Origin of the sequence: Acinetobacter sp. C13, from assembly GCF_016809775.1 — a bacterium.
In the GTDB taxonomy this organism is placed as follows: Bacteria; Pseudomonadota; Gammaproteobacteria; order Pseudomonadales; family Moraxellaceae; genus Acinetobacter; species Acinetobacter pittii.
Map to the genome: position 1 here is coordinate 194,066 of NZ_JAFBJL010000001.1, position 17,137 is coordinate 211,202.

General features: G+C 37.2%; 22 protein-coding genes and 1 pseudogene. 10 read left to right on the forward strand and 13 right to left on the reverse strand.

What is annotated here, in order from left to right; all coding sequences use genetic code 11:
* Window positions 1–50 precede the first annotated feature (50 nt).
* On the forward strand, window positions 51–1,454 hold the full coding sequence (gdhA, locus tag JGE69_RS00900; RefSeq protein WP_199111858.1) for an NADP-specific glutamate dehydrogenase: 1,404 nt from the start codon (window positions 51–53) through the stop codon (window positions 1,452–1,454).
* Window positions 1,455–1,506: 52 nt separating this feature from the next.
* Here gdhA and JGE69_RS00905 read toward each other — a convergent pair whose 3' ends face one another.
* The 5 genes from JGE69_RS00905 to JGE69_RS00925 all read right to left on the reverse strand — a co-directional run bounded on the left by JGE69_RS00905 (window position 1,507) and on the right by JGE69_RS00925 (window position 7,916).
* Window positions 1,507–2,616 (reverse strand): META and DUF4377 domain-containing protein, encoded by a 1,110-nt coding sequence (locus JGE69_RS00905; protein WP_086264902.1) that lies wholly within the window; start codon window positions 2,614–2,616, stop codon window positions 1,507–1,509.
* A gap of 168 nt (window positions 2,617–2,784) precedes the next feature.
* Entirely contained in the window at window positions 2,785–3,561 is a 777-nt protein-coding gene (locus JGE69_RS00910) for a DODA-type extradiol aromatic ring-opening family dioxygenase (RefSeq protein WP_199111860.1), read from the reverse strand.
* A 112-nt stretch (window positions 3,562–3,673) separates the two neighbouring features.
* The gene (rlmH, locus tag JGE69_RS00915; protein WP_002054393.1) at window positions 3,674–4,153 is read right to left on the reverse strand and encodes a 23S rRNA (pseudouridine(1915)-N(3))-methyltransferase RlmH; all 480 of its coding nucleotides are present in this window, start codon (window positions 4,151–4,153) and stop codon (window positions 3,674–3,676) included.
* Between the two features lie 304 nt (window positions 4,154–4,457).
* The gene (gene lon / locus JGE69_RS00920) at window positions 4,458–6,887 is read right to left on the reverse strand and encodes an endopeptidase La (RefSeq protein ID WP_199111862.1); all 2,430 of its coding nucleotides are present in this window, start codon (window positions 6,885–6,887) and stop codon (window positions 4,458–4,460) included.
* A 444-nt stretch (window positions 6,888–7,331) separates the two neighbouring features.
* A complete protein-coding gene (locus tag JGE69_RS00925) occupies window positions 7,332–7,916 on the reverse strand; it encodes a 5-formyltetrahydrofolate cyclo-ligase (RefSeq protein ID WP_199111864.1) in 585 nt (194 codons plus the stop codon).
* 240 nt (window positions 7,917–8,156) lie between these two features.
* On the opposite strand from JGE69_RS00925, the gene JGE69_RS00930 reads away from it, so the two are divergent.
* The 3 genes from JGE69_RS00930 (at window position 8,157) to JGE69_RS00940 (ending at window position 9,144) form a co-directional block, all read left to right on the forward strand.
* Window positions 8,157–8,498 (forward strand): hypothetical protein, encoded by a 342-nt coding sequence (locus tag JGE69_RS00930; RefSeq protein WP_199111866.1) that lies wholly within the window; start codon window positions 8,157–8,159, stop codon window positions 8,496–8,498.
* Between the two features lie 118 nt (window positions 8,499–8,616).
* Window positions 8,617–8,730, forward strand: coding sequence for a hypothetical protein (locus JGE69_RS00935; protein WP_002117788.1), 114 nt, complete (start codon window positions 8,617–8,619; stop codon window positions 8,728–8,730).
* A gap of 93 nt (window positions 8,731–8,823) precedes the next feature.
* Entirely contained in the window at window positions 8,824–9,144 is a 321-nt protein-coding gene (locus tag JGE69_RS00940; RefSeq protein ID WP_199111868.1) for a hypothetical protein, read from the forward strand.
* Window positions 9,145–9,575: 431 nt separating this feature from the next.
* Here JGE69_RS00940 and JGE69_RS00945 read toward each other — a convergent pair whose 3' ends face one another.
* The 8 genes and pseudogenes from JGE69_RS00945 to JGE69_RS00980 form a co-directional block, all read right to left on the reverse strand.
* Complete coding sequence (locus JGE69_RS00945) at window positions 9,576–9,824, reverse strand: helix-turn-helix domain-containing protein (protein ID WP_199111869.1); 249 nt, start codon at window positions 9,822–9,824, stop codon at window positions 9,576–9,578.
* Window positions 9,825–9,899: 75 nt separating this feature from the next.
* Complete coding sequence (locus JGE69_RS00950; protein WP_199111871.1) at window positions 9,900–10,358, reverse strand: DUF551 domain-containing protein; 459 nt, start codon at window positions 10,356–10,358, stop codon at window positions 9,900–9,902.
* Complete coding sequence (locus JGE69_RS00955) at window positions 10,355–10,561, reverse strand: hypothetical protein (protein WP_199111873.1); 207 nt, start codon at window positions 10,559–10,561, stop codon at window positions 10,355–10,357. Before JGE69_RS00955 ends, JGE69_RS00950 begins: the two co-directional genes overlap by 4 nt.
* Window positions 10,561–10,857: a hypothetical protein gene (locus tag JGE69_RS00960; RefSeq protein ID WP_199111874.1), complete on the reverse strand. Its 297-nt coding sequence runs from the start codon at window positions 10,855–10,857 to the stop codon at window positions 10,561–10,563. The genes JGE69_RS00955 and JGE69_RS00960 overlap by 1 nt, the downstream gene beginning before the upstream one ends.
* 263 nt (window positions 10,858–11,120) lie before the next feature.
* Window positions 11,121–12,251 (reverse strand): annotated as a pseudogene (locus JGE69_RS00965) (ATP-binding protein); the annotation flags it as partial.
* Between the two features lie 11 nt (window positions 12,252–12,262).
* The gene (locus tag JGE69_RS00970; RefSeq protein WP_199111876.1) at window positions 12,263–12,589 is read right to left on the reverse strand and encodes a hypothetical protein; all 327 of its coding nucleotides are present in this window, start codon (window positions 12,587–12,589) and stop codon (window positions 12,263–12,265) included.
* Between the two features lie 2 nt (window positions 12,590–12,591).
* Window positions 12,592–13,032: a hypothetical protein gene (locus JGE69_RS00975; RefSeq protein WP_199111878.1), complete on the reverse strand. Its 441-nt coding sequence runs from the start codon at window positions 13,030–13,032 to the stop codon at window positions 12,592–12,594.
* Window positions 13,033–13,249: 217 nt separating this feature from the next.
* Window positions 13,250–13,909: a LexA family protein gene (locus tag JGE69_RS00980; RefSeq protein ID WP_199111880.1), complete on the reverse strand. Its 660-nt coding sequence runs from the start codon at window positions 13,907–13,909 to the stop codon at window positions 13,250–13,252.
* Window positions 13,910–14,013: 104 nt separating this feature from the next.
* Between JGE69_RS00980 and JGE69_RS00985 the strand changes: the two genes are divergently transcribed.
* From JGE69_RS00985 to JGE69_RS01010, 6 genes are all read left to right on the forward strand, one after another.
* The gene (locus JGE69_RS00985) at window positions 14,014–14,202 is read left to right on the forward strand and encodes a hypothetical protein (RefSeq protein ID WP_140948380.1); all 189 of its coding nucleotides are present in this window, start codon (window positions 14,014–14,016) and stop codon (window positions 14,200–14,202) included.
* Window positions 14,203–14,272: 70 nt separating this feature from the next.
* A complete protein-coding gene (locus JGE69_RS00990; protein WP_199111882.1) occupies window positions 14,273–14,773 on the forward strand; it encodes a phage regulatory CII family protein in 501 nt (166 codons plus the stop codon).
* Between the two features lie 49 nt (window positions 14,774–14,822).
* On the forward strand, window positions 14,823–15,143 hold the full coding sequence (locus JGE69_RS00995; RefSeq protein ID WP_199113200.1) for a hypothetical protein: 321 nt from the start codon (window positions 14,823–14,825) through the stop codon (window positions 15,141–15,143).
* Window positions 15,140–15,796 (forward strand): hypothetical protein, encoded by a 657-nt coding sequence (locus JGE69_RS01000; protein WP_199111884.1) that lies wholly within the window; start codon window positions 15,140–15,142, stop codon window positions 15,794–15,796. The genes JGE69_RS00995 and JGE69_RS01000 overlap by 4 nt, the downstream gene beginning before the upstream one ends.
* Window positions 15,793–16,746: a helix-turn-helix domain-containing protein gene (locus tag JGE69_RS01005; RefSeq protein ID WP_199111886.1), complete on the forward strand. Its 954-nt coding sequence runs from the start codon at window positions 15,793–15,795 to the stop codon at window positions 16,744–16,746. Before JGE69_RS01000 ends, JGE69_RS01005 begins: the two co-directional genes overlap by 4 nt.
* Window positions 16,743–17,135, forward strand: coding sequence for a DUF559 domain-containing protein (locus JGE69_RS01010; RefSeq protein WP_199111888.1), 393 nt, complete (start codon window positions 16,743–16,745; stop codon window positions 17,133–17,135). Before JGE69_RS01005 ends, JGE69_RS01010 begins: the two co-directional genes overlap by 4 nt.
* Window positions 17,136–17,137 lie beyond the last annotated feature (2 nt).

Genomic DNA, 17,137 nt, shown 5'->3' on the forward strand with positions numbered 1-17,137 from the left:
AATAAGTATTGTTAAAATTGATGGAAAGGGATTTAATATTTTGCTGCTAAATGATGCATTTAAAAATGTATTGCACCAATTTAATTCATTACTATGCTGAGGACCGTGCATTGAAATACAACAACCTGAATGAATTCCTGAATTACGTGCAAGCGCGTGATCCGCATCAACCTGAGTTCTTGCAAGCTGTCGAAGAAGTCATGACGAGTTTGTGGCCATTTATTGAAAAAAATCCGGAATATGCAGAGCAGGGATTGCTAGAACGTTTGGTTGAACCTGAGCGTGTGATTCAATTCCGTGTTTCATGGATGGATGATCAAGGCCAGACTCAAGTTAACCGTGCTTTCCGCGTTCAATACAATTCAGCAATTGGTCCATTCAAAGGGGGGATGCGTTTCCACCCATCGGTCAACCTATCAATTTTAAAATTTTTAGGTTTTGAGCAGACTTTTAAAAACTCACTGACGACTTTACCAATGGGTGGAGGGAAAGGTGGTTCAGATTTTGATCCTAAAGGTAAATCTGATGCTGAAATTATGCGCTTCTGTCAAGCATTAATCATTGAGCTTTATCGCCATTTAGGACCAAATACGGATATTCCTGCGGGTGACATTGGTGTGGGGGCACGTGAAGTCGGTTATATGGCAGGCATGATGAAAAAGCTGAGTAACGACACTGCCTGTGTCTTTACCGGTAAGGGAATTTCATTTGGGGGGAGCTTGATGCGTCCTGAAGCAACTGGTTATGGTACGGTTTATTTTGCAGAAGAAATGCTTAAAGCCCGTGGACAATCTTTTGCTGGTAAAACTGTTTCTGTTTCAGGCTCTGGTAACGTCGCACAATATGCGGCGGAAAAAGCAATGTTCTTAGGAGCAAAAGTTGTTACCTTGTCGGACTCAAACGGCACAGTTTATTTAAAAAATGGTTTTACAGATGAGTTACTTGCTGAAGTAATGGAACTAAAAAACGTTAAACGTGGTCGTATTTCCGAGTTTGCTTCTAAACATGGTTTTGAATATTTTGAAGGAAAAACGCCTTGGCATATTCCTGTTGATATTGCTTTGCCATGTGCTACGCAAAATGAATTAACAGGTGAAGATGCTAAAACGCTTATTGCAAATGGTGTCATTTGTGTAGCTGAGGGCGCTAATATGCCATCTACACTTGAAGCAGTTGAACACTTTATCGAAGCAAAAATTTTATATGCCCCAGGTAAAGCATCTAATGCGGGTGGGGTGGCAACCTCTGGTTTAGAAATGTCTCAAAATGCAATTCGTTTAGGCTGGACCCATGCTGAGGTCGATGAACGCTTACATGCAATCATGAAAGACATTCATGCCAATTGTGTTAGATACGGTACTAAAGAAGATGGTACTGTGAACTACGTAGACGGTGCCAATATTGCAGGTTTTGTAAAAGTTGCTGATGCAATGCTTGCTCAAGGTATTTTCTAAGATAGAAATAAAAAATCCGATGCATAAGCATCGGATTTTTTAGTCTAAAAACTTATTTTTTAGGTTTTTTAACTAACTCTTGTTCTACAACCATATCTAATACATCTGCTTGACTAGATTGGTCTGCAGCCGGGTTTTTCACTTCAAAACGTTTCACACGTAAAATTACGCGTTGGTCTGGTTTGTGTTCAAAACCTTCGATTTGACCGTAATATAATGACCAGTTTTTGTCTGCGTAAGTTTTAACGCCTTTGTCATCATATTTAATTTCACGAACTTGCATACAAGTTTGTGGCGCAACACCAGTACAAGATTTAGTTTCTGGAGCAACTTCTAGGAAAACTGTTTTCCCTTCAGATTGATATTTTGCTTCAGGTGTCATTTTACCTGTGAAAGTATATTTCTGGCCTTGAGCATCAGATACAGTTAATGTTGGTTGATCAACATTTGTAGTATTGAGTTCAAACGGAATTGCACGTTTTTGGAAGAGGCTGCTAGAGAACTGTTCCTGTTTCATTAAAGCAGGTTCACATGCCATCATCGTCGACATTACGTCTGTCGTTACAATCGTATTGTTTTCAACTTTCCAAGTTGTTCCTTGGCGGTTACAACCTGTTGCGATAGATAAACGATCATTTGTAAAGTTAAGAACGATTGGTTTTTTTGTATTTTCAGGCTGATATGACCAAGAGTAGTCTGTTAAAGCTTGAGTATTAACTGCTTTTTGACCTTGGAAAATGTGTTTTTGACCAGTTTTATCTGTCACCGTTAAAATCACCTGACCATTAGTGTTGCTAATTTCAATTGGTAATTTTGCTTCATTAAAGATGCTATTCGACAATTGTTCTTGTTTCATTAAATCATCTTGGCAAGCCATCATAGTTGAAACTAGATTCGAAGTAACAAGTTGGTTGCCTTCAACTTTCCAAGTACCGCCTTGGCCATTACAGCCCGTATTAATGGCTAATTTACCATCTGCATTAAAGTTAAGAATAAGTGGTTTAGAAGCTTTTACATTTTGATAAGTCCATGCATATTCACCTAAAGTGGTTGCAAGGTTTTGTTGTTGCTCAGAAACAATTGGAGCAGGAGTATTAGTAACTGTTTGACACGCCATCAAAGAAAAAGGTAATAACGCAAGAATTAAATATTTAATTTTCATTTAAAAACTTCAAGTAAAAAAACAACAGTAATAAGCTTAAAACATTCTTAAAAAAAGAAAATGTAAACATTTGATTGTTTCGGTTTTTAAAATGTATAAGTTTGTAAATTATTCTAATTTTCAACAAAAATAATGGTATACCCCGCAAAACGGGGTATTTCTTAATAATTAATCAAAACGATAGATGTCCATTCCTAATGAGCCCATTGTGAAGCTACTATGAACAATCGTAAAGCGATTGCCTGTACCCATAGCAAAAAACAAAGGTGCAAAATGTTCAAGCGTAGGGTGGTTACGTTTCACAAACAGCAATGATTGCCAGTCTAAAACTCCATCATAATCTTGATGGGAAAGCTTATTAACGACAGTATTTCTAAAAGTTGAAGCCCATTCAGGAACTTTAGAGTTGTCTCCTTGCCAAGATAATTCTGCAAGATTATGAGTAATACTTCCTGAACCAATGAGTAAGATTTGTTTATCACGTAAAGGGGCAAGCGTTTGTCCTATACGATAAATTTCTTGTGCACTTAAATTTGATGGCAAAGAAATTTCGACTACAGGAATATCTGCATCTGGGTACATATGCAATAAAGGCATCCATACGCCATGATCACGAGGACGGGTACTATTGGCATGTGCAACAAAGTGAGCATCGGCCAATAATTTTAAGATTTCTTCTGCTAATGCTGGTTCGCCAGGCGCACTGTAGCGAATTTCATATAACTCTTTAGGAAATCCACGGAAGTCATGCCACGTTTCAGGACGAGTCGAAATACTTACTTCAAGTGCTTTACTTTCCCAGTGCGCAGACATCACAATGATTGCCTTAGGTATAGGAAGATTTGTACCTAAACGGTGTAGAGCAGGTCCCACTTGTTCCGGGTCAAGTGCAAGCATGGGTGAACCATGTGAAATAAACAGTCCGGGAAGGGTTTGTAGTTCCATTTCATTACACCTGAGTTGAAAAGCAGAATAATAGGTATTATGCCAAAATCAGGACATGATAAAAGTATCCAGATTTCAACGGATTGTTCTTAAAATGAAACGTTTGTTCCTTTTATGCACGGTGATAGGGATGATTGTGGTTAATACTCATGGCCCGATATAGTTGCTCGATTAATAAAACACGTACTAAGGGATGGGGCATCGTAAGTTTTGAAAGTGACCAATGCCAAGCGGCAGCTTTACGTACCTGATCTGACAAACCATCTGGACCGCCAATCGCAAGTGCTACATCATTACCCTCAAGCATCCATTGTTTCATTGTATCGGCTAATTTTTCTGTACTTAGTTCCCGACCACCAACTTCAAGAGCAATTAAGGTTTCATTGGGTTTTAAAGCATTTAAAATACTTTCGCCTTCAATTTGGCAATACTTTAAAATATCCGCTTCTGAATCATTCTTACCGCGTTTGGCCATAGGTAGTTCAATAACTTGGGTTTGAACAAAAGGTTGGATGCGTTTGAAATAATCTTCAAAACCAGTAAGAACCCAAGCAGGCATTTTTTGACCAATGGTCAGAATACGAATTTTCATGTTATCTATTCATTCAAATACAGCTGGCGCATTATACCTGATGAATGAAAGTATCTGACGATCTAAAAAGCTGGCATAAAAAACGCAGTCCAAAAAACAGTGTTGGACTGCGATCAAATGATCATCTGTCTGGAGTTCAGATGATCATAGAGAATAAAAACAAGGCTATCTAAGAATTAGATAGTTAAGAGTACTCATTTATTTAAATACTCTTATTACCTATTATGAGGATGGTTGGATATTTTTCAATCAAATTGTGTAACAAAAAAAAGAGAGCCAAAGCTCTCTCTTTTTTATTTTTTAATTAGTGACGTGCTGCTTTTGAACCTTCCACCGGTTTTACAATCGGTGTTTTAGGTAAAGGCTTTGGCATCGAAACTAATGCTAAAGGTAAGATGTCATCAATACTTTTCACAGCTTTGATTTCCAAACCTTCTTTAACATTCGCAGGAATTTCTGCTAAGTCTCGAACGATGTCTTGAGGAATAAAGACAAGCTTGATTCCACCGCGGTGTGCTGCAAGAAGTTTTTCTTTTAAGCCACCAATACGCATTGCACGACCACCTAAGCTTGTTTCACCAGTCATTGCAATATCTGGACGAATTGCAATACCTGTAAATGCTGATACAAGCGCAGTTGTTAATGCTAAACCAGCAGATGGACCATCTTTTGGTGTTGCACCTTCAGGTAAGTGAACGTGTACATCAGTTTCTTCAAAACGAGAAGCTTCAATACCTAATTCATCGGCACGTGTACGCACTAAAGTCATTGCTGTAGTAATAGATTCTTTCATTACGTCACCGAGTGAACCAGTCGTAATGAATTTACCTTTACCTTTAACAGCTGCAACTTCAATAGTAAGTAACTCACCACCTACAGATGTCCAAGCTAGACCATTTACACGTCCTACTTGTGCTTCATCTTCTGCGATACCAAAGTCAAACTTATGTGGACCTAAGTATTCTGGAAGATTGGCAGAAGTCACATCAAGTTGTAAGTTTTTAGACTTTTTACTTACTGCTTCTTTTACCACTTTACGCGCAATTTTAGACACTTCACGTTCTAGACTACGTACACCAGCTTCACGTGTGTAGCGTTGAACAATGTCACGGATCGCTTCTTCATGAATTGTTAACTCTTTTGGACGTAGACCATTGTTCTTAATTGCTTTTGGAACAAGGTAACGTTCAGCAATGTTAACTTTTTCATCTTCGGTATAACCCGGTAGACGAATAACTTCCATACGGTCAAGCAAGGCTTCTGGAATATTCATACTGTTTGCAGTACAGATGAACATCACTTCAGATAGGTCAAGATCAAGATCTAAATAGTGATCGTTGAACTTGCTATTTTGTGATGGATCTAATACTTCAAGCAATGCAGAAGCAGGATCACCGCGGTAGTCTTGCGCCATCTTGTCAATTTCGTCGAGTAAGAACAATGGATTCTTCACGCCAACTTTTGTTAAAGATTGCACAATTTTACCTGGCATCGCACCAATATAAGTACGACGGTGACCACGAATTTCAGCTTCGTCACGTACACCACCGAGGGCCATACGAACAAATTCACGACCTGTTGCCTTCGCAACAGACTCACCAAGTGAAGTTTTACCTACACCAGGAGGGCCTACTAAACATAGAATCGGACCTTTGAGCTTTTTAACACGCGACTGAACAGCTAAGTATTCAACAATACGGTCTTTTACGTCATCTAAGCCGTAGTGATCTGTATCGAGAATTTCCTGTGCTTTCGCAAGGTTAATACTCACTTTGCTCGCTTTATTCCACGGCGTATCTAAAATTACTTCTAGATAGTTGCGTACAACAGCTGCTTCACTAGACGCTGGTTGCATTGCTTTAAGCTTACGGAACTCAGCTTCAGCTTTTTTACGTACGTGTTCAGGTAAATCAGCTTCAGCAAGACGTTTCTCTATTTCAGCAACGTCATCTTCAGCACCGCCATTCATGTCAGAAAGTTCACGTTGAATGACTTTCATTTTTTCATTTAGAAAGTATTCACGTTGGTTTTTTTCCATTTGACGTTTTACGCTGTCATGCAAAGTTTGTTCAATTTGCTGTTCAGCAGATTGATTGACCAAGTAGCTCATAAGCTCTTGCAAATGTGCTTCAAACTCATCGTGCTCTAAAAACTTCTGTTTAATTTCAATATTTAGAGGCACACGTGTTGCTACGAAGAACATGAGTTGTAGCAAGTCTTCAATTTTATTAGCCGCAGCAACAAGTTCGCGTGCATTACGTAATTTTGCTTCAGCATATTGAGCAAATAAAGTACGTAACTCTTGCAAACGAGTTTCTTGAGTAGCTTTATCTACGTTAATTGTCATTGGACTTAAGCTGTGTTCAGCAGTCAAATGGCTATCTTCATCGATAATCTTTTCAAGTTTAGAGCGATGTAAACCTTCAATAAGTACTTTAATGCAGTTTTCATCATTCTCATGATTTACGACTTGAACAATCTTAGCGACAGTTCCGTACTGATAAAGGTTATCGTGATCAATTTCTTCTGTAAGCGAATCTTTTTGCGCAACTACAAATACTAAATTGTCACTGTTACGAGCCACATCAACTGCATTGATCGATTTTTCACGACCCACGAATAACGCAATTTGCATGTGTGGGTAGACCACTACATCACGTAACGCTAAAAGTGGTAATACACTTGGAACCTGAGGCTCTAAGTCAGTTTTTTCATTCATAATAAGTTCAGACATGGGCACTCCTAATGAGTGACAACGAGGTTGCCATGTTTTTTATAGTGATGTGTATTTCAAAAATTACAAGGGCCTCTCTATAGAAAATGTGGAAAAAATGACTAATTTAGTCAACTTTTTTATTAAAATATTATGAATCAATGGATTAATTCTTAAGAAGAATAAAATTTTGTAGAAAGGATAGGTAATTTAGCTTAATAATTATGAAATATTCATATAGTAAAAAAGACGTTTGGATGGAAAATAACCATTTTCTTATGTCATTTGTCGGCATTGTATAATTAATAACAATGCAAAACTTATTTAATATTGAACATTAAATAGCCGTGTTACTATAAGTTGGTAAATCGGTCTGTCACGTAGAAGTAACCATCCTTAGGGTGGTTACTTTTATGATTTTAGGGGCACTAAAAACTTAAGACTAATTTTAATTTTCTATAAATATTATCTTTTAAAATAATAAATATGTTGAGGGGTGAGTAAAGCATCTAAGGGTTGATCCCAACTTTGACGTTTTAAAGTATGTCCAATAAATTGAAATTGATGAGCCATTCCTAAACGATAAGGCTTATGTTTTGCACTAGCCAATGTACGGTCATAATAGCCGCCTCCCATGCCAATACGCGTACCGTATTGATCACAAGCTAAAAGTGGCATTAACAGTAAATCAAGTTTTGATACATGTTTTCCTCTTGTTGCCATGGGTTCTTTCATACCCAATGGATGATGAGAAAAACGTCGATTTACATATTGGTTTTTAGATATTCTTACCCAGACTAAACGTTGGTTCATAGAACAAATCATCGGTAAATAAACTTGCTTATTCTTTTTAAAACATAATTCTATGAGAAGCTCTGTGTGAACTTCTCCAAAGGCATGCAAATATAAACCAATTTTTTTGGAAGAATGAAAAATAGGCAGGGTATTTAAATGATGAAGAACATTAAGCTGAGCTTGTTTTTGCTCAAATGAACTTAAAGAACGTCTTTTAGATCTTAAATTTTTTCTAATAAAGCTGAGTTCATTCATGTATAAATCTAACTAAGATTAAAGATCAGTCGTGCAAAATTATACCTATTTTTCGACAGCTTTATGGAAATAGAAGGGTAATTCGAAAATAACTTAAATTCGTTAGACCAAAAGTCATAAATTGATCTGATCTATTGTGTTTAACTATTAAAAATTCTATTTCTTTACGTATTGTCAGTATTTCTTTACATTTAATAAGGTTAAGTATATTTAAAAGATTAATGCAGAATTGTTAAGCGTATGAAGTTGAAAATTTTAACCATTACAGTAAGTGCTGGTCTGCTACTTGGTGGATGTACGAAACAAGCCGAACCTGAAGCGGCGGAAGTTGATTATAAAGCTCAATTTGAAGAATCAGATCGTAAAATAGGAGAGTTTTTAGATCAACTAGATAACCCGAATACACCGCAAGTAGTTAAAGTCAAAATCTTATGTCATGACTATCCAGAAGTTTATAAAACCCAATATATGCCTGCCTTAATAAAAATTTCGCCTAAACCTTATACCGAAGAGAAATTATTATCGGATTTGAAAAGTGCGACTGATTACTACAAAGATGCCTTTGCTATTAGGTGTAATTAATAAATTCATTGATGTTTTAATTCTCAAAAAATGCAAAAAATGTGAATTGTTTGGCGATATTGAGTTGTGGTAAGTTTAATTTTGTTTTGTTTATAACTGCTAATTGGGGGTTCTCGATATGGAAATCTTGAAATTCTTACAGAGTTTTAATACGGTCGGTACATATTTAACGATCGCTTCAACCGTTTTAGTAGGTCTAATTATTTATTTTTATGTGATTAATCCAGCATAAAAACCTTTAAAAGAAATAGGGATCAATTTCCTATTTCTTTATTAATAATAAAATTCTTTAATTAATTTAAAGCTATAAAAATAAGGTAGGTATATGAAATTTAAATTATTTTTTCTTGGTTTTTTAGCTTTTGGCTGTTATGCCGATGAAAGTGTAAATGACCCCGAAATTTGTAATGTGGTAAAGAAAGTTTCTTATACTGTCATGGAAGCGCGTCAACAAAAAGTCCCATCTGAAGACTTGCAGCATATAGCGAATAGTCTTGAAGATCCAAAGGCAAAAAAACTTTATCAAGATTTAATTACTTCTGCTTACTCAACCAAAGTATTCAAGACCAGCTTCTTTAAAAGAAAAGCGATAGAAGATTTTCAAACAGCTTGGTATCAAGAATGCCTGAGTAGAAAAGAAAAGTAATTTTGAATGCAAAGACTTATTCATCTCTAAAATAATAATGTCATGCTTATTGAATGCTTGAGAAAAAGATCGTACCGACAGGTCTGTATTGAAAGGCAAATTAAAATAAATATTTGAAATTTTATTATTTAATTAAAAATAAATGCTCCGAAGATGCCGCTGCATGTGTCGTTACCCTGAACCCGATGAGTTCTCGGGTAAAAATGATTTTATAGCAACATGAAACGATATTAGACTATTTGAAATCATATGAAAAGTGTTTTCAAGTATTTGTATTTTAATAATAATATCTGAAATAATACTAAAACACCTGTCATGATACGATAATATATTTTATTTGCCTACTATCTGCCTATTTCTTCGAATTTGCCTATTATTATTGGTTTTTAGCCTATTGTTTGCCTACTAAAATATTACAATAAAAAAGGCGGTTAAACCGCCATTTGTGATGTTGATTGTATACGTCGTCGTTCAATATAAGCTAAAACATCAGCTTTTTTATAAATAATTTTTCGATAGTGAACTTTTGCAAATGGAATACCACCACCTTCACAACGCTTTTTCTGCAACCAAGATGTCGAAACATCAAGTATGGCCGCAAGAGATTCGGGTGAAAATTCTTCATCATCATTAGCGGCGTTGAATTTATCAATCTCGGCTTGTTTATCAATACATTTCATTTAGATTACCTCACCAAAACACTGCAATTTAAAAAGCTAAAAACCATAAAATATTTGTTCCGTAGAGCGCTTCTTTCATCCCTCAGCTCCCGATTCGCTTGGCACTTTATGAAAATGCATCCAGTGTGTTGGTGGATCACTGTCAAAGTTTGCCCAAATATGATTTAAGTCGTCATCACAGGTCATGTAGTCAATTTCTGGTTGAATATCGGGCGCAACTGACCAACAAATAAGTACCATTGTGTCTGTAGTTGGCTCTTCATCTTCAACACAGATCCAAGTTGGCACCGCTTGAGCTTGGGCTTTCATAAAAGTAACTGCTTTTATCCACATCGCCCAGCCAGTATTTACGCGATGGTATATTTCTAAAATGTCCTCTTCACTTAGTTCGGTTTTGACACCATTCGCTATTTCAAAACACCCATCAATCAAGTCAAATTCAAGGACTTCTAAATGATTTGGAAGCCAATATTTTTCTTTAAAGAAAGGTAATTGTTCTGCCCAGAAAGCTTGTTTAGTTTTTAAATCAATCATGCTTTATCCTCCGAAACTATTTCCCATTCACCCCAATCGCCTAAATAGCCTGATTTAGAAATGTTTGTTGTAATCACTTGGCCATCATCACAAGTAACTTTCATTCGTTTGGCATCTACGCGAACAGCTTTATAAACAACATTCATTTGTAGATTTTCTGGTAATGGACTTGAGCCATTTACGGACTTAATTCTTACTTCCATCACGCCACCGCTTTATATATTCGTTTAACTTCATGATTCAGCTCATCCATTGCTGAGCGGCCTTCTTTGAAATACTTCAAAAGCATTAACTTGTAGCGCTCTTGAGCTGCTTTGTTCATCTCACCTTTATCTGTCAAGAAGAGGGTGGCTTTATTCCCTTTAATCAGGTTTACACCGTGAGGCGTACCTCGTCCGCGATAACCTGCATTAACGTTGAACACTATGAACTTCTCGAAAAGCTGCTGGGGTAGCAGCTTTTGTTCGAAAAGAAACTCTGGAGTAATCTGTTTCGACATTAAGATTGCCCCTCCAATACACATTCAGGATTTTCATTCACAAGTAACGCTAAACGAGTAGTAATCGCCTTTAAGAGAGGTTCCATTTGTTGATCAGACCAGCCACGGGTATAGCGATAAACAGCATTTACTTCTACTGTGGTTTTAGATTCACTAACTCGTTGAAGTAGGGTGTCTAGAGTTTTTTGATATGACTCATCCAAGATTTCAGTTTGCTCAACAGGATCTTTTGATGACTCATTTTCAAGATCATTAATTTCAAATGCTGCTATTTCATTTTTGGCTAAGGTTTCAATTTCTTGTTTAACGTTTTCTAGCTTTGCGGCTTCTATTTGTGTAAGTGCATCGATGCCGAAATATTCACAGACCGACTTAACATCTAAACCACAGGTATCAATAAACACCTGTAATTGATCACGATCAGCTTCGGTGATTAAATCCACTGGAATAGAATTAGGATCCATGTATTTGTTTTTTTCAGGGTCAAATACGAAGCCCAAGCTTTTAGCTCTATTAATGAAGTGCTTACGCATTTCCTTATAATGAGGATGATTTTTGTCGAGCTGTTCAATCAATGTATTTAGCTCAGATACATAGTTAATTTGATCGCATTCTGAAAAGAACTGATCTCGCTCTTCAATTGCTTTCATCGTTTGCAACTGAGCAGGAGTCATAGTGTTAAGATGTCTTTTTGCTTGCTCGATCAAATCACCGAAGAAAGTAGGGGCATGGTAAAGATCGGGTAAAACTATATTTCCACTTGTTTCAGCACCAAGATTTCCTGAGTTTTTGGCATGATGCGAGTTTGATGCTTTGAACTTTAGAACACGGACAATTTGCCCATCTGTAGCTTTTTCATAAGTTAGATAAGCCATGATGTCTGATATGCGGTAAAGCACATCACGATTTTTACCACTCATAGAAGGGCGGTGAATTAACAAATCATCGTTACGTTGTTCTTCAGCATGACCAATAAAAATGATGTCTTTGCCATAACTACGAATACGATTAATTAACCCAATAAAATCATTCCCTGCATAACCCTGAGCTTTTAAAGTCAGGTTTCCATCACGCTGGGTATTTCCTTGAATACCTTGATAATAGATTTTAACGCAATCCAGCATGGTGCCAACTGTATCGAAGGCAACAGTATTATAAGGTTTAAGATCCTCTTCAGTTACGTTAGATACATCAGTCCATTTTTGTACTTGTACCGCCGTTCCGCGACGTAAAGCCCCTACACGGTGAACACCTTTATCGAAGTCAAACAAAATGGTGTCTTTTGCCGTAAAGGCTAAAGAAGACTTACCTATGTCAGGATCTGCATAGTAGTAAGCAACAATTGTTTCTACATGGATCGGTTCATTTGCATGAACAATATTTGCAAGTGCCATTTTTATTATCCTTATCTTGAGCCAGTGAAGCCGCGAGAACGCTTATAGTTTTTACGGTCCTGTGAAGAGATATTTGATTCAAGTAGCTTTATAGCGAGCTGCTTTCTACGTTGAAAATCAATTTCTTGAGTGAGTACATCCCAAACTTTCGAATATTCAGTTTTGAACTTCTCAACATCTAAAGGTGTCTTAACTTCTTTGATGATTTTGTACAGAACTGAGCCATTAGCATTAGATGCATACACTTGCCAGCCAATTCGAACGGAATAGAGGCTTGTTAAACGGTCAAGACCTAAATAAGACTTATAGCCGTCAGGGTGCTTTTTGACGTTAGACATGATTAAGCCTCCTCGATCCAATGGTTACGATCGATGTAGCCCACCAACAAAATATTTATATTTTTATGGTCATCGCGATTAGTGAAGTCGTTCCAAGGCTTGCCGCTTAGGTCTGTTACTGATTCAATAGAAAGGTTGGTAATTTCAGCTGCTGTAAAGTCAGATCCAGCTACACCGTAGCTATCTGCAATACCGTTAAAATCAAAGCTTACGTTTAATTTAAAGCCGTCAATGCGTATAACAGCTACACCAGTTTTTTCACCAGTCTGCTTAGCACCTAAAAGCTCGTATTCAGAAGCAACTACTTGTTTGCTTTCATATGAGTAATTAGAAGGGACGCTAGAGTTAGCGGTACGGTATTCACAAGAACCAAGGGCTACAAGTACAGTAATTGCTGTAAGGCCTGCTACCTTATGCTTGTGTGGAATTGCTTTTGCATTCATAATTGATCTCGCAGTTTGCAAAGCACATCGGAAGGTAGAAGAGTCGATGTGCTTTTTTGTTGTCTACGAGATAAATATTAACTATGGTTAATTTTTTAGTCAATAGAAAAGTTAACAATAGTTAATCATTTTTATTAACCATAATTTGATTTTTATTAACTAAAAGAAAACCCACCTTGGGGTGGGTTGAGTGATTTGAGTTACTTAATAATAATTATCAAGATGGTCTTGATCTTCTTTTTGCTCTGTATGTATATCGCATGCAGTCAACTACTTGGCCCACAAAATGACAGTGTTCATCTAAAGGAATTATATTTGGTTCGAATTTTGGATTTAAGGCTTGTAGAAAGCGAGAACCATCTGTCTCGATAACAAGTTTTTTAAAAGTTGCATCTTCAAATCTTCGCACTACAACCATATCGCCAGATTGCATGTCACTGTAGTAAACATCGGGATCAACAAGAATGTAATCACCTTCTAAAAAGTCAGGTTGATTACTAACACCTTGAACTTTTAGGTAAAAACAATTGGAACATTCGTCAGGAAGAGGAAGCCATTCTTCAACTTGGGATAGGTCTACAGATTGCACATTAGTAAATAAACCCGCCTGAACCCATGAAAGTACAGGAGCTAATGTAGCTACTTTCTTAGAGACATTATTATCTATTTTTGGTTCTTCTTTTCCACCATATAACAACCAATCATCAGAAACATCTAAGAACTTTGCAATAACTTTTAAATTGTCAGCTGTTGGAACACTTACACCATCAAGCCACTTTTTAGCAGCAACTGGTGACTTCTTAGTTGCACGTGCTAGGTCAGCAGCTTTTAGCTTTTTCTCATCTAATTTCTGCTTAATGCGCTGGTGTAAAGACATAACAAAAATTCCAAAAACATTAACTAATGTTAATACACAGTATTGAAACTATGGTTAACAAGTGTTAAATTCCAACTATTAACTATAGTTAACTTGGTGCAAGTATGAATCTTAGTGACTTAATGAATTATCACGAATGTAAAAACAAAAAAGAGTTATCTAAAAAAACTGGATATTCAACTGTAACTCTATGGAAATGGGAGAACAACGGAATACCAGTTAGAACTCAAGCTGTTTTACAAGTTCAAACCAATGGGAAGCTTAGAGCAGACCTAAATGTATTAACCGCCTAGGAATAACCATAAGCAAAGTATCAATCAAATAGTTCAAAAAATAAATGTGAAGGAAATGAAGGATTTCACAATGCAAGAAATGACTTTAAGCCGGGATGCACAAATAGCACTTTGGCAAATGGTAAATAAAACACCTAATTGCTCAGCAAAAGAAATTGCTCAAGCAATAGGTGACTCACATAACACGGTTTGTAATTACGGCAATCAGAACATGCCGGCCTATTTACCGAGCTTAAAAAAGCTTGAGGCAATGATTTTTTTTACACAAAACCCTGCATTGCTAAAGGTTTGGGCTCATGAGCTGGGCTTTGCTTTAGTTCCAGTTGGATGCAGCAGCTCTAAGCATCATGAGTTATCAATTTTTGAAGCAATGATGCAGCACAACATTAAAAACGGTAAGGCGAATCGGGTCGTATATGAAGCATATGAAGACGGAATTATTACGCCGATGGAATATGAAGAAATTCACCATCTAACGCAAAACCTTATTGAGCTTATCACCGCCGTTGATCAAGCAGCACTAAAGCAAATGAAAAAATGTACAGCGGAATTAGGAAATGAAAAAGCCTGATGGTCGAGATCAGGCTTTTCAATTCAATTACTGGCTAGAGGAATCGAATATGCAAACTAATTTATCAAATCAATCGTCTAAAGACAATCTGCAAGAACAGAAGCGGCAGCAAATCATTCAGTCTTGGTATGAGCCAGCTCTAAAAACCTTGGACGATTTACTTGAAAAGCGTAGAGAGAACTTGAGAAACCAAAACCGCGAAGAAAAAAATGCAGCGGTAAAACGTGATGAGTTTATGCAAGCACTTTCAGATCAGCACAGAATGCCACTTTTCCATGCAGGTCAAATCATTTCAAGTTTGTATCGAGCTAAACGAATTCGGTACTTAGGTAGCACTTTCATTCAGATGAATGAAGGCGGTGAAGCATGAAAGAAAGATTTTATCTTGCTTGCTTCCGCGACAATGTGGGATCAAATGTAAGTTTTCATTGTATCGATGGCAAAGGTTATGCAACCGATATTAATAAAGCTCATGTTTACAACCATGAAGAAGCTCAAAAAGAATGGAACACTGGTCGTACATATGATCGTCCAATTTCAGCAGAACATGTTGATGCCTTGACTATTTGGAAAGTTGATTGTCAGTACATACCTAAAGAAACATCTTGCGCTGATTTAAATGATTTGTACGTCGCATACCAAGAAAATAAATGGGATGGGAATGATGTTTTTTGGTTGACGATGTATGTTCAGCCTTTAACTGATTTTGAACGTGCTTACAAAATGGATTATGAGGTCGCTAAAGCTTTCCTTAAGAGCACGGATTCAAGCGGTTTTATTGTTATTCCTTTTAGACTGGCCAATGAAGCTAAACGCCGTACGTTTGATTTTAATAAATATAACCCTCGCACTATGACACAAGGAGCAGGCTTAAAAATGCCAGCTCATCTTAAGAAAGCTAAACGCTGTGTAGAAAATCCAAAGTCTCGTTTTAACTGCCCAAATTGCGGAAAAATCGTATGGCAATACAACCCATATGAATTTGATCACTGTGACCATTGCGGACAAGTGGGGGATCTATGAGCTTAGACGCTACTGTATGGGCTTGGAAAACCCGTCAAAAACAAAAGGTGGGTGGTGCATTAAAACCACTTAAAAAATTAGTTCTTCTTTCGTTGGCTGATAGAGCTGGCGAAACTCATGAATGCTATCCAAGTGTTGCTCGTCTTGTGGAAGATACAGAAATGGACCGTAAGACAGTTTTAAAAATTATTGATGAGTTAATTGAGGATGGATTTATTGTCGATACTGGCAAGCGTGAAGGCAGAACAAAGCAAGTAAAAGTATATCTTTTAATCGGAGTTAAGGGCCGAGAAACCGTACCAACAACGGTACTCTTTGATACGGAAAATGATGATTCAAACAGTACCAACAACGGAACAGTTCCAACAACGGAACAGTTCCAACAATTCCATGAAACAGTCCCAACAATTCCGTTAAACAGTCCCAACGATGGGACACGGAATCTTCCAAAGAATCTATCAGAAGAATCTAAAAATAAAAAAACATGGTTGAGTTTGAAAAAACTTGGTGAAGAAATTCTTTTGGCAACTGATCAGGAAACTTACGAGCAAATCAAAAACGCGACTTGGTTCGATCGTGAGCTAAGAGCATTTGAACTCTACAACGCCGAGAAAAATCTTTGTGATGAACTCATGAATTACCACTTTGCAGATTGGTTAATCAACGCATGTGGAAAATACCAAGCACGTGAACAATCTAAAAAACCAAATTCTGGAACACAGGTTCGAGTCCCGCAGGGAGAATCAAACACTCTTAGTTCAAAACAGATTTACTCATTTGCTCAAAAACTTTCTGTACATCCTGAGTTTGCAAGCAAATACGCTGAAGGTAACGAAAGCTATGAACAACTTGCAGCACGTATCGCCGTAAAACTCGCAGATCCTGCGCAACAACAAAAATTGATGCCCTATCTCATTCAAGTTGGTTTCACTGGAAAGGGGGCTGCATGACATCAATGAGCCTTGCTGAATATCGTGAATTATTTCCTATTCAGAAAAATAAAAAGCGCCGTTCAGCAAAGCAAAAACGAGAACCAAGTGTAGGGGAGGTTTTGTTAGCAACTCATCTTAAAGCCTGCAAGATTGATTTTGAGCAGGAATATAAATTCCATCCAAAACGTAAGTGGCGGGCGGATTTTTTAATAACGGGAAAAAAGATTTTGGTAGAGGTCGAAGGCGGGATCTGGAGCGGAGGCCGTCATACAAGAGCCAAAGGTTATCTAGGAGACATGGAGAAATACAACGAAGCGGCAATGATGGGGTTTACAGTTTTGAGGTTCAGTACTCAGCAAGTTAAAGCAGGTGTGGCGATTAAACAAATTGAGCAATTGGTGGGATGAAA

Coding starts and splice junctions, on each gene's coding strand:
- JGE69_RS00905 (WP_086264902.1), bottom strand. CDS start 2,616: ATGAAAATTAAATATTTAATTCTTGCGTTATTACCTTTTTCTTTGATG.
- JGE69_RS00955 (WP_199111873.1), bottom strand. CDS start 10,561: ATGGAAGTAAGAATTAAGTCCGTAAATGGCTCAAGTCCATTACCAGAA.
- JGE69_RS00975 (WP_199111878.1), bottom strand. CDS start 13,032: ATGAATGCAAAAGCAATTCCACACAAGCATAAGGTAGCAGGCCTTACA.
- JGE69_RS00935 (WP_002117788.1), top strand. CDS start 8,617: ATGGAAATCTTGAAATTCTTACAGAGTTTTAATACGGTCGGTACATAT.
- JGE69_RS00930 (WP_199111866.1), top strand. CDS start 8,157: ATGAAGTTGAAAATTTTAACCATTACAGTAAGTGCTGGTCTGCTACTT.
- lon (WP_199111862.1), bottom strand. CDS start 6,887: ATGTCTGAACTTATTATGAATGAAAAAACTGACTTAGAGCCTCAGGTT.
- JGE69_RS00950 (WP_199111871.1), bottom strand. CDS start 10,358: ATGATTGATTTAAAAACTAAACAAGCTTTCTGGGCAGAACAATTACCT.
- rlmH (WP_002054393.1), bottom strand. CDS start 4,153: ATGAAAATTCGTATTCTGACCATTGGTCAAAAAATGCCTGCTTGGGTT.
- JGE69_RS00940 (WP_199111868.1), top strand. CDS start 8,824: ATGAAATTTAAATTATTTTTTCTTGGTTTTTTAGCTTTTGGCTGTTAT.
- JGE69_RS00980 (WP_199111880.1), bottom strand. CDS start 13,909: ATGTCTTTACACCAGCGCATTAAGCAGAAATTAGATGAGAAAAAGCTA.
- JGE69_RS01000 (WP_199111884.1), top strand. CDS start 15,140: ATGAAAGAAAGATTTTATCTTGCTTGCTTCCGCGACAATGTGGGATCA.
- JGE69_RS01010 (WP_199111888.1), top strand. CDS start 16,743: ATGACATCAATGAGCCTTGCTGAATATCGTGAATTATTTCCTATTCAG.
- JGE69_RS01005 (WP_199111886.1), top strand. CDS start 15,793: ATGAGCTTAGACGCTACTGTATGGGCTTGGAAAACCCGTCAAAAACAA.
- JGE69_RS00985 (WP_140948380.1), top strand. CDS start 14,014: ATGAATCTTAGTGACTTAATGAATTATCACGAATGTAAAAACAAAAAA.
- JGE69_RS00990 (WP_199111882.1), top strand. CDS start 14,273: ATGCAAGAAATGACTTTAAGCCGGGATGCACAAATAGCACTTTGGCAA.
- JGE69_RS00970 (WP_199111876.1), bottom strand. CDS start 12,589: ATGTCTAACGTCAAAAAGCACCCTGACGGCTATAAGTCTTATTTAGGT.
- JGE69_RS00945 (WP_199111869.1), bottom strand. CDS start 9,824: ATGAAATGTATTGATAAACAAGCCGAGATTGATAAATTCAACGCCGCT.
- JGE69_RS00910 (WP_199111860.1), bottom strand. CDS start 3,561: ATGGAACTACAAACCCTTCCCGGACTGTTTATTTCACATGGTTCACCC.
- JGE69_RS00960 (WP_199111874.1), bottom strand. CDS start 10,857: ATGTCGAAACAGATTACTCCAGAGTTTCTTTTCGAACAAAAGCTGCTA.
- JGE69_RS00995 (WP_199113200.1), top strand. CDS start 14,823: ATGCAAACTAATTTATCAAATCAATCGTCTAAAGACAATCTGCAAGAA.
- JGE69_RS00925 (WP_199111864.1), bottom strand. CDS start 7,916: ATGAATGAACTCAGCTTTATTAGAAAAAATTTAAGATCTAAAAGACGT.
- gdhA (WP_199111858.1), top strand. CDS start 51: ATGATGCATTTAAAAATGTATTGCACCAATTTAATTCATTACTATGCT.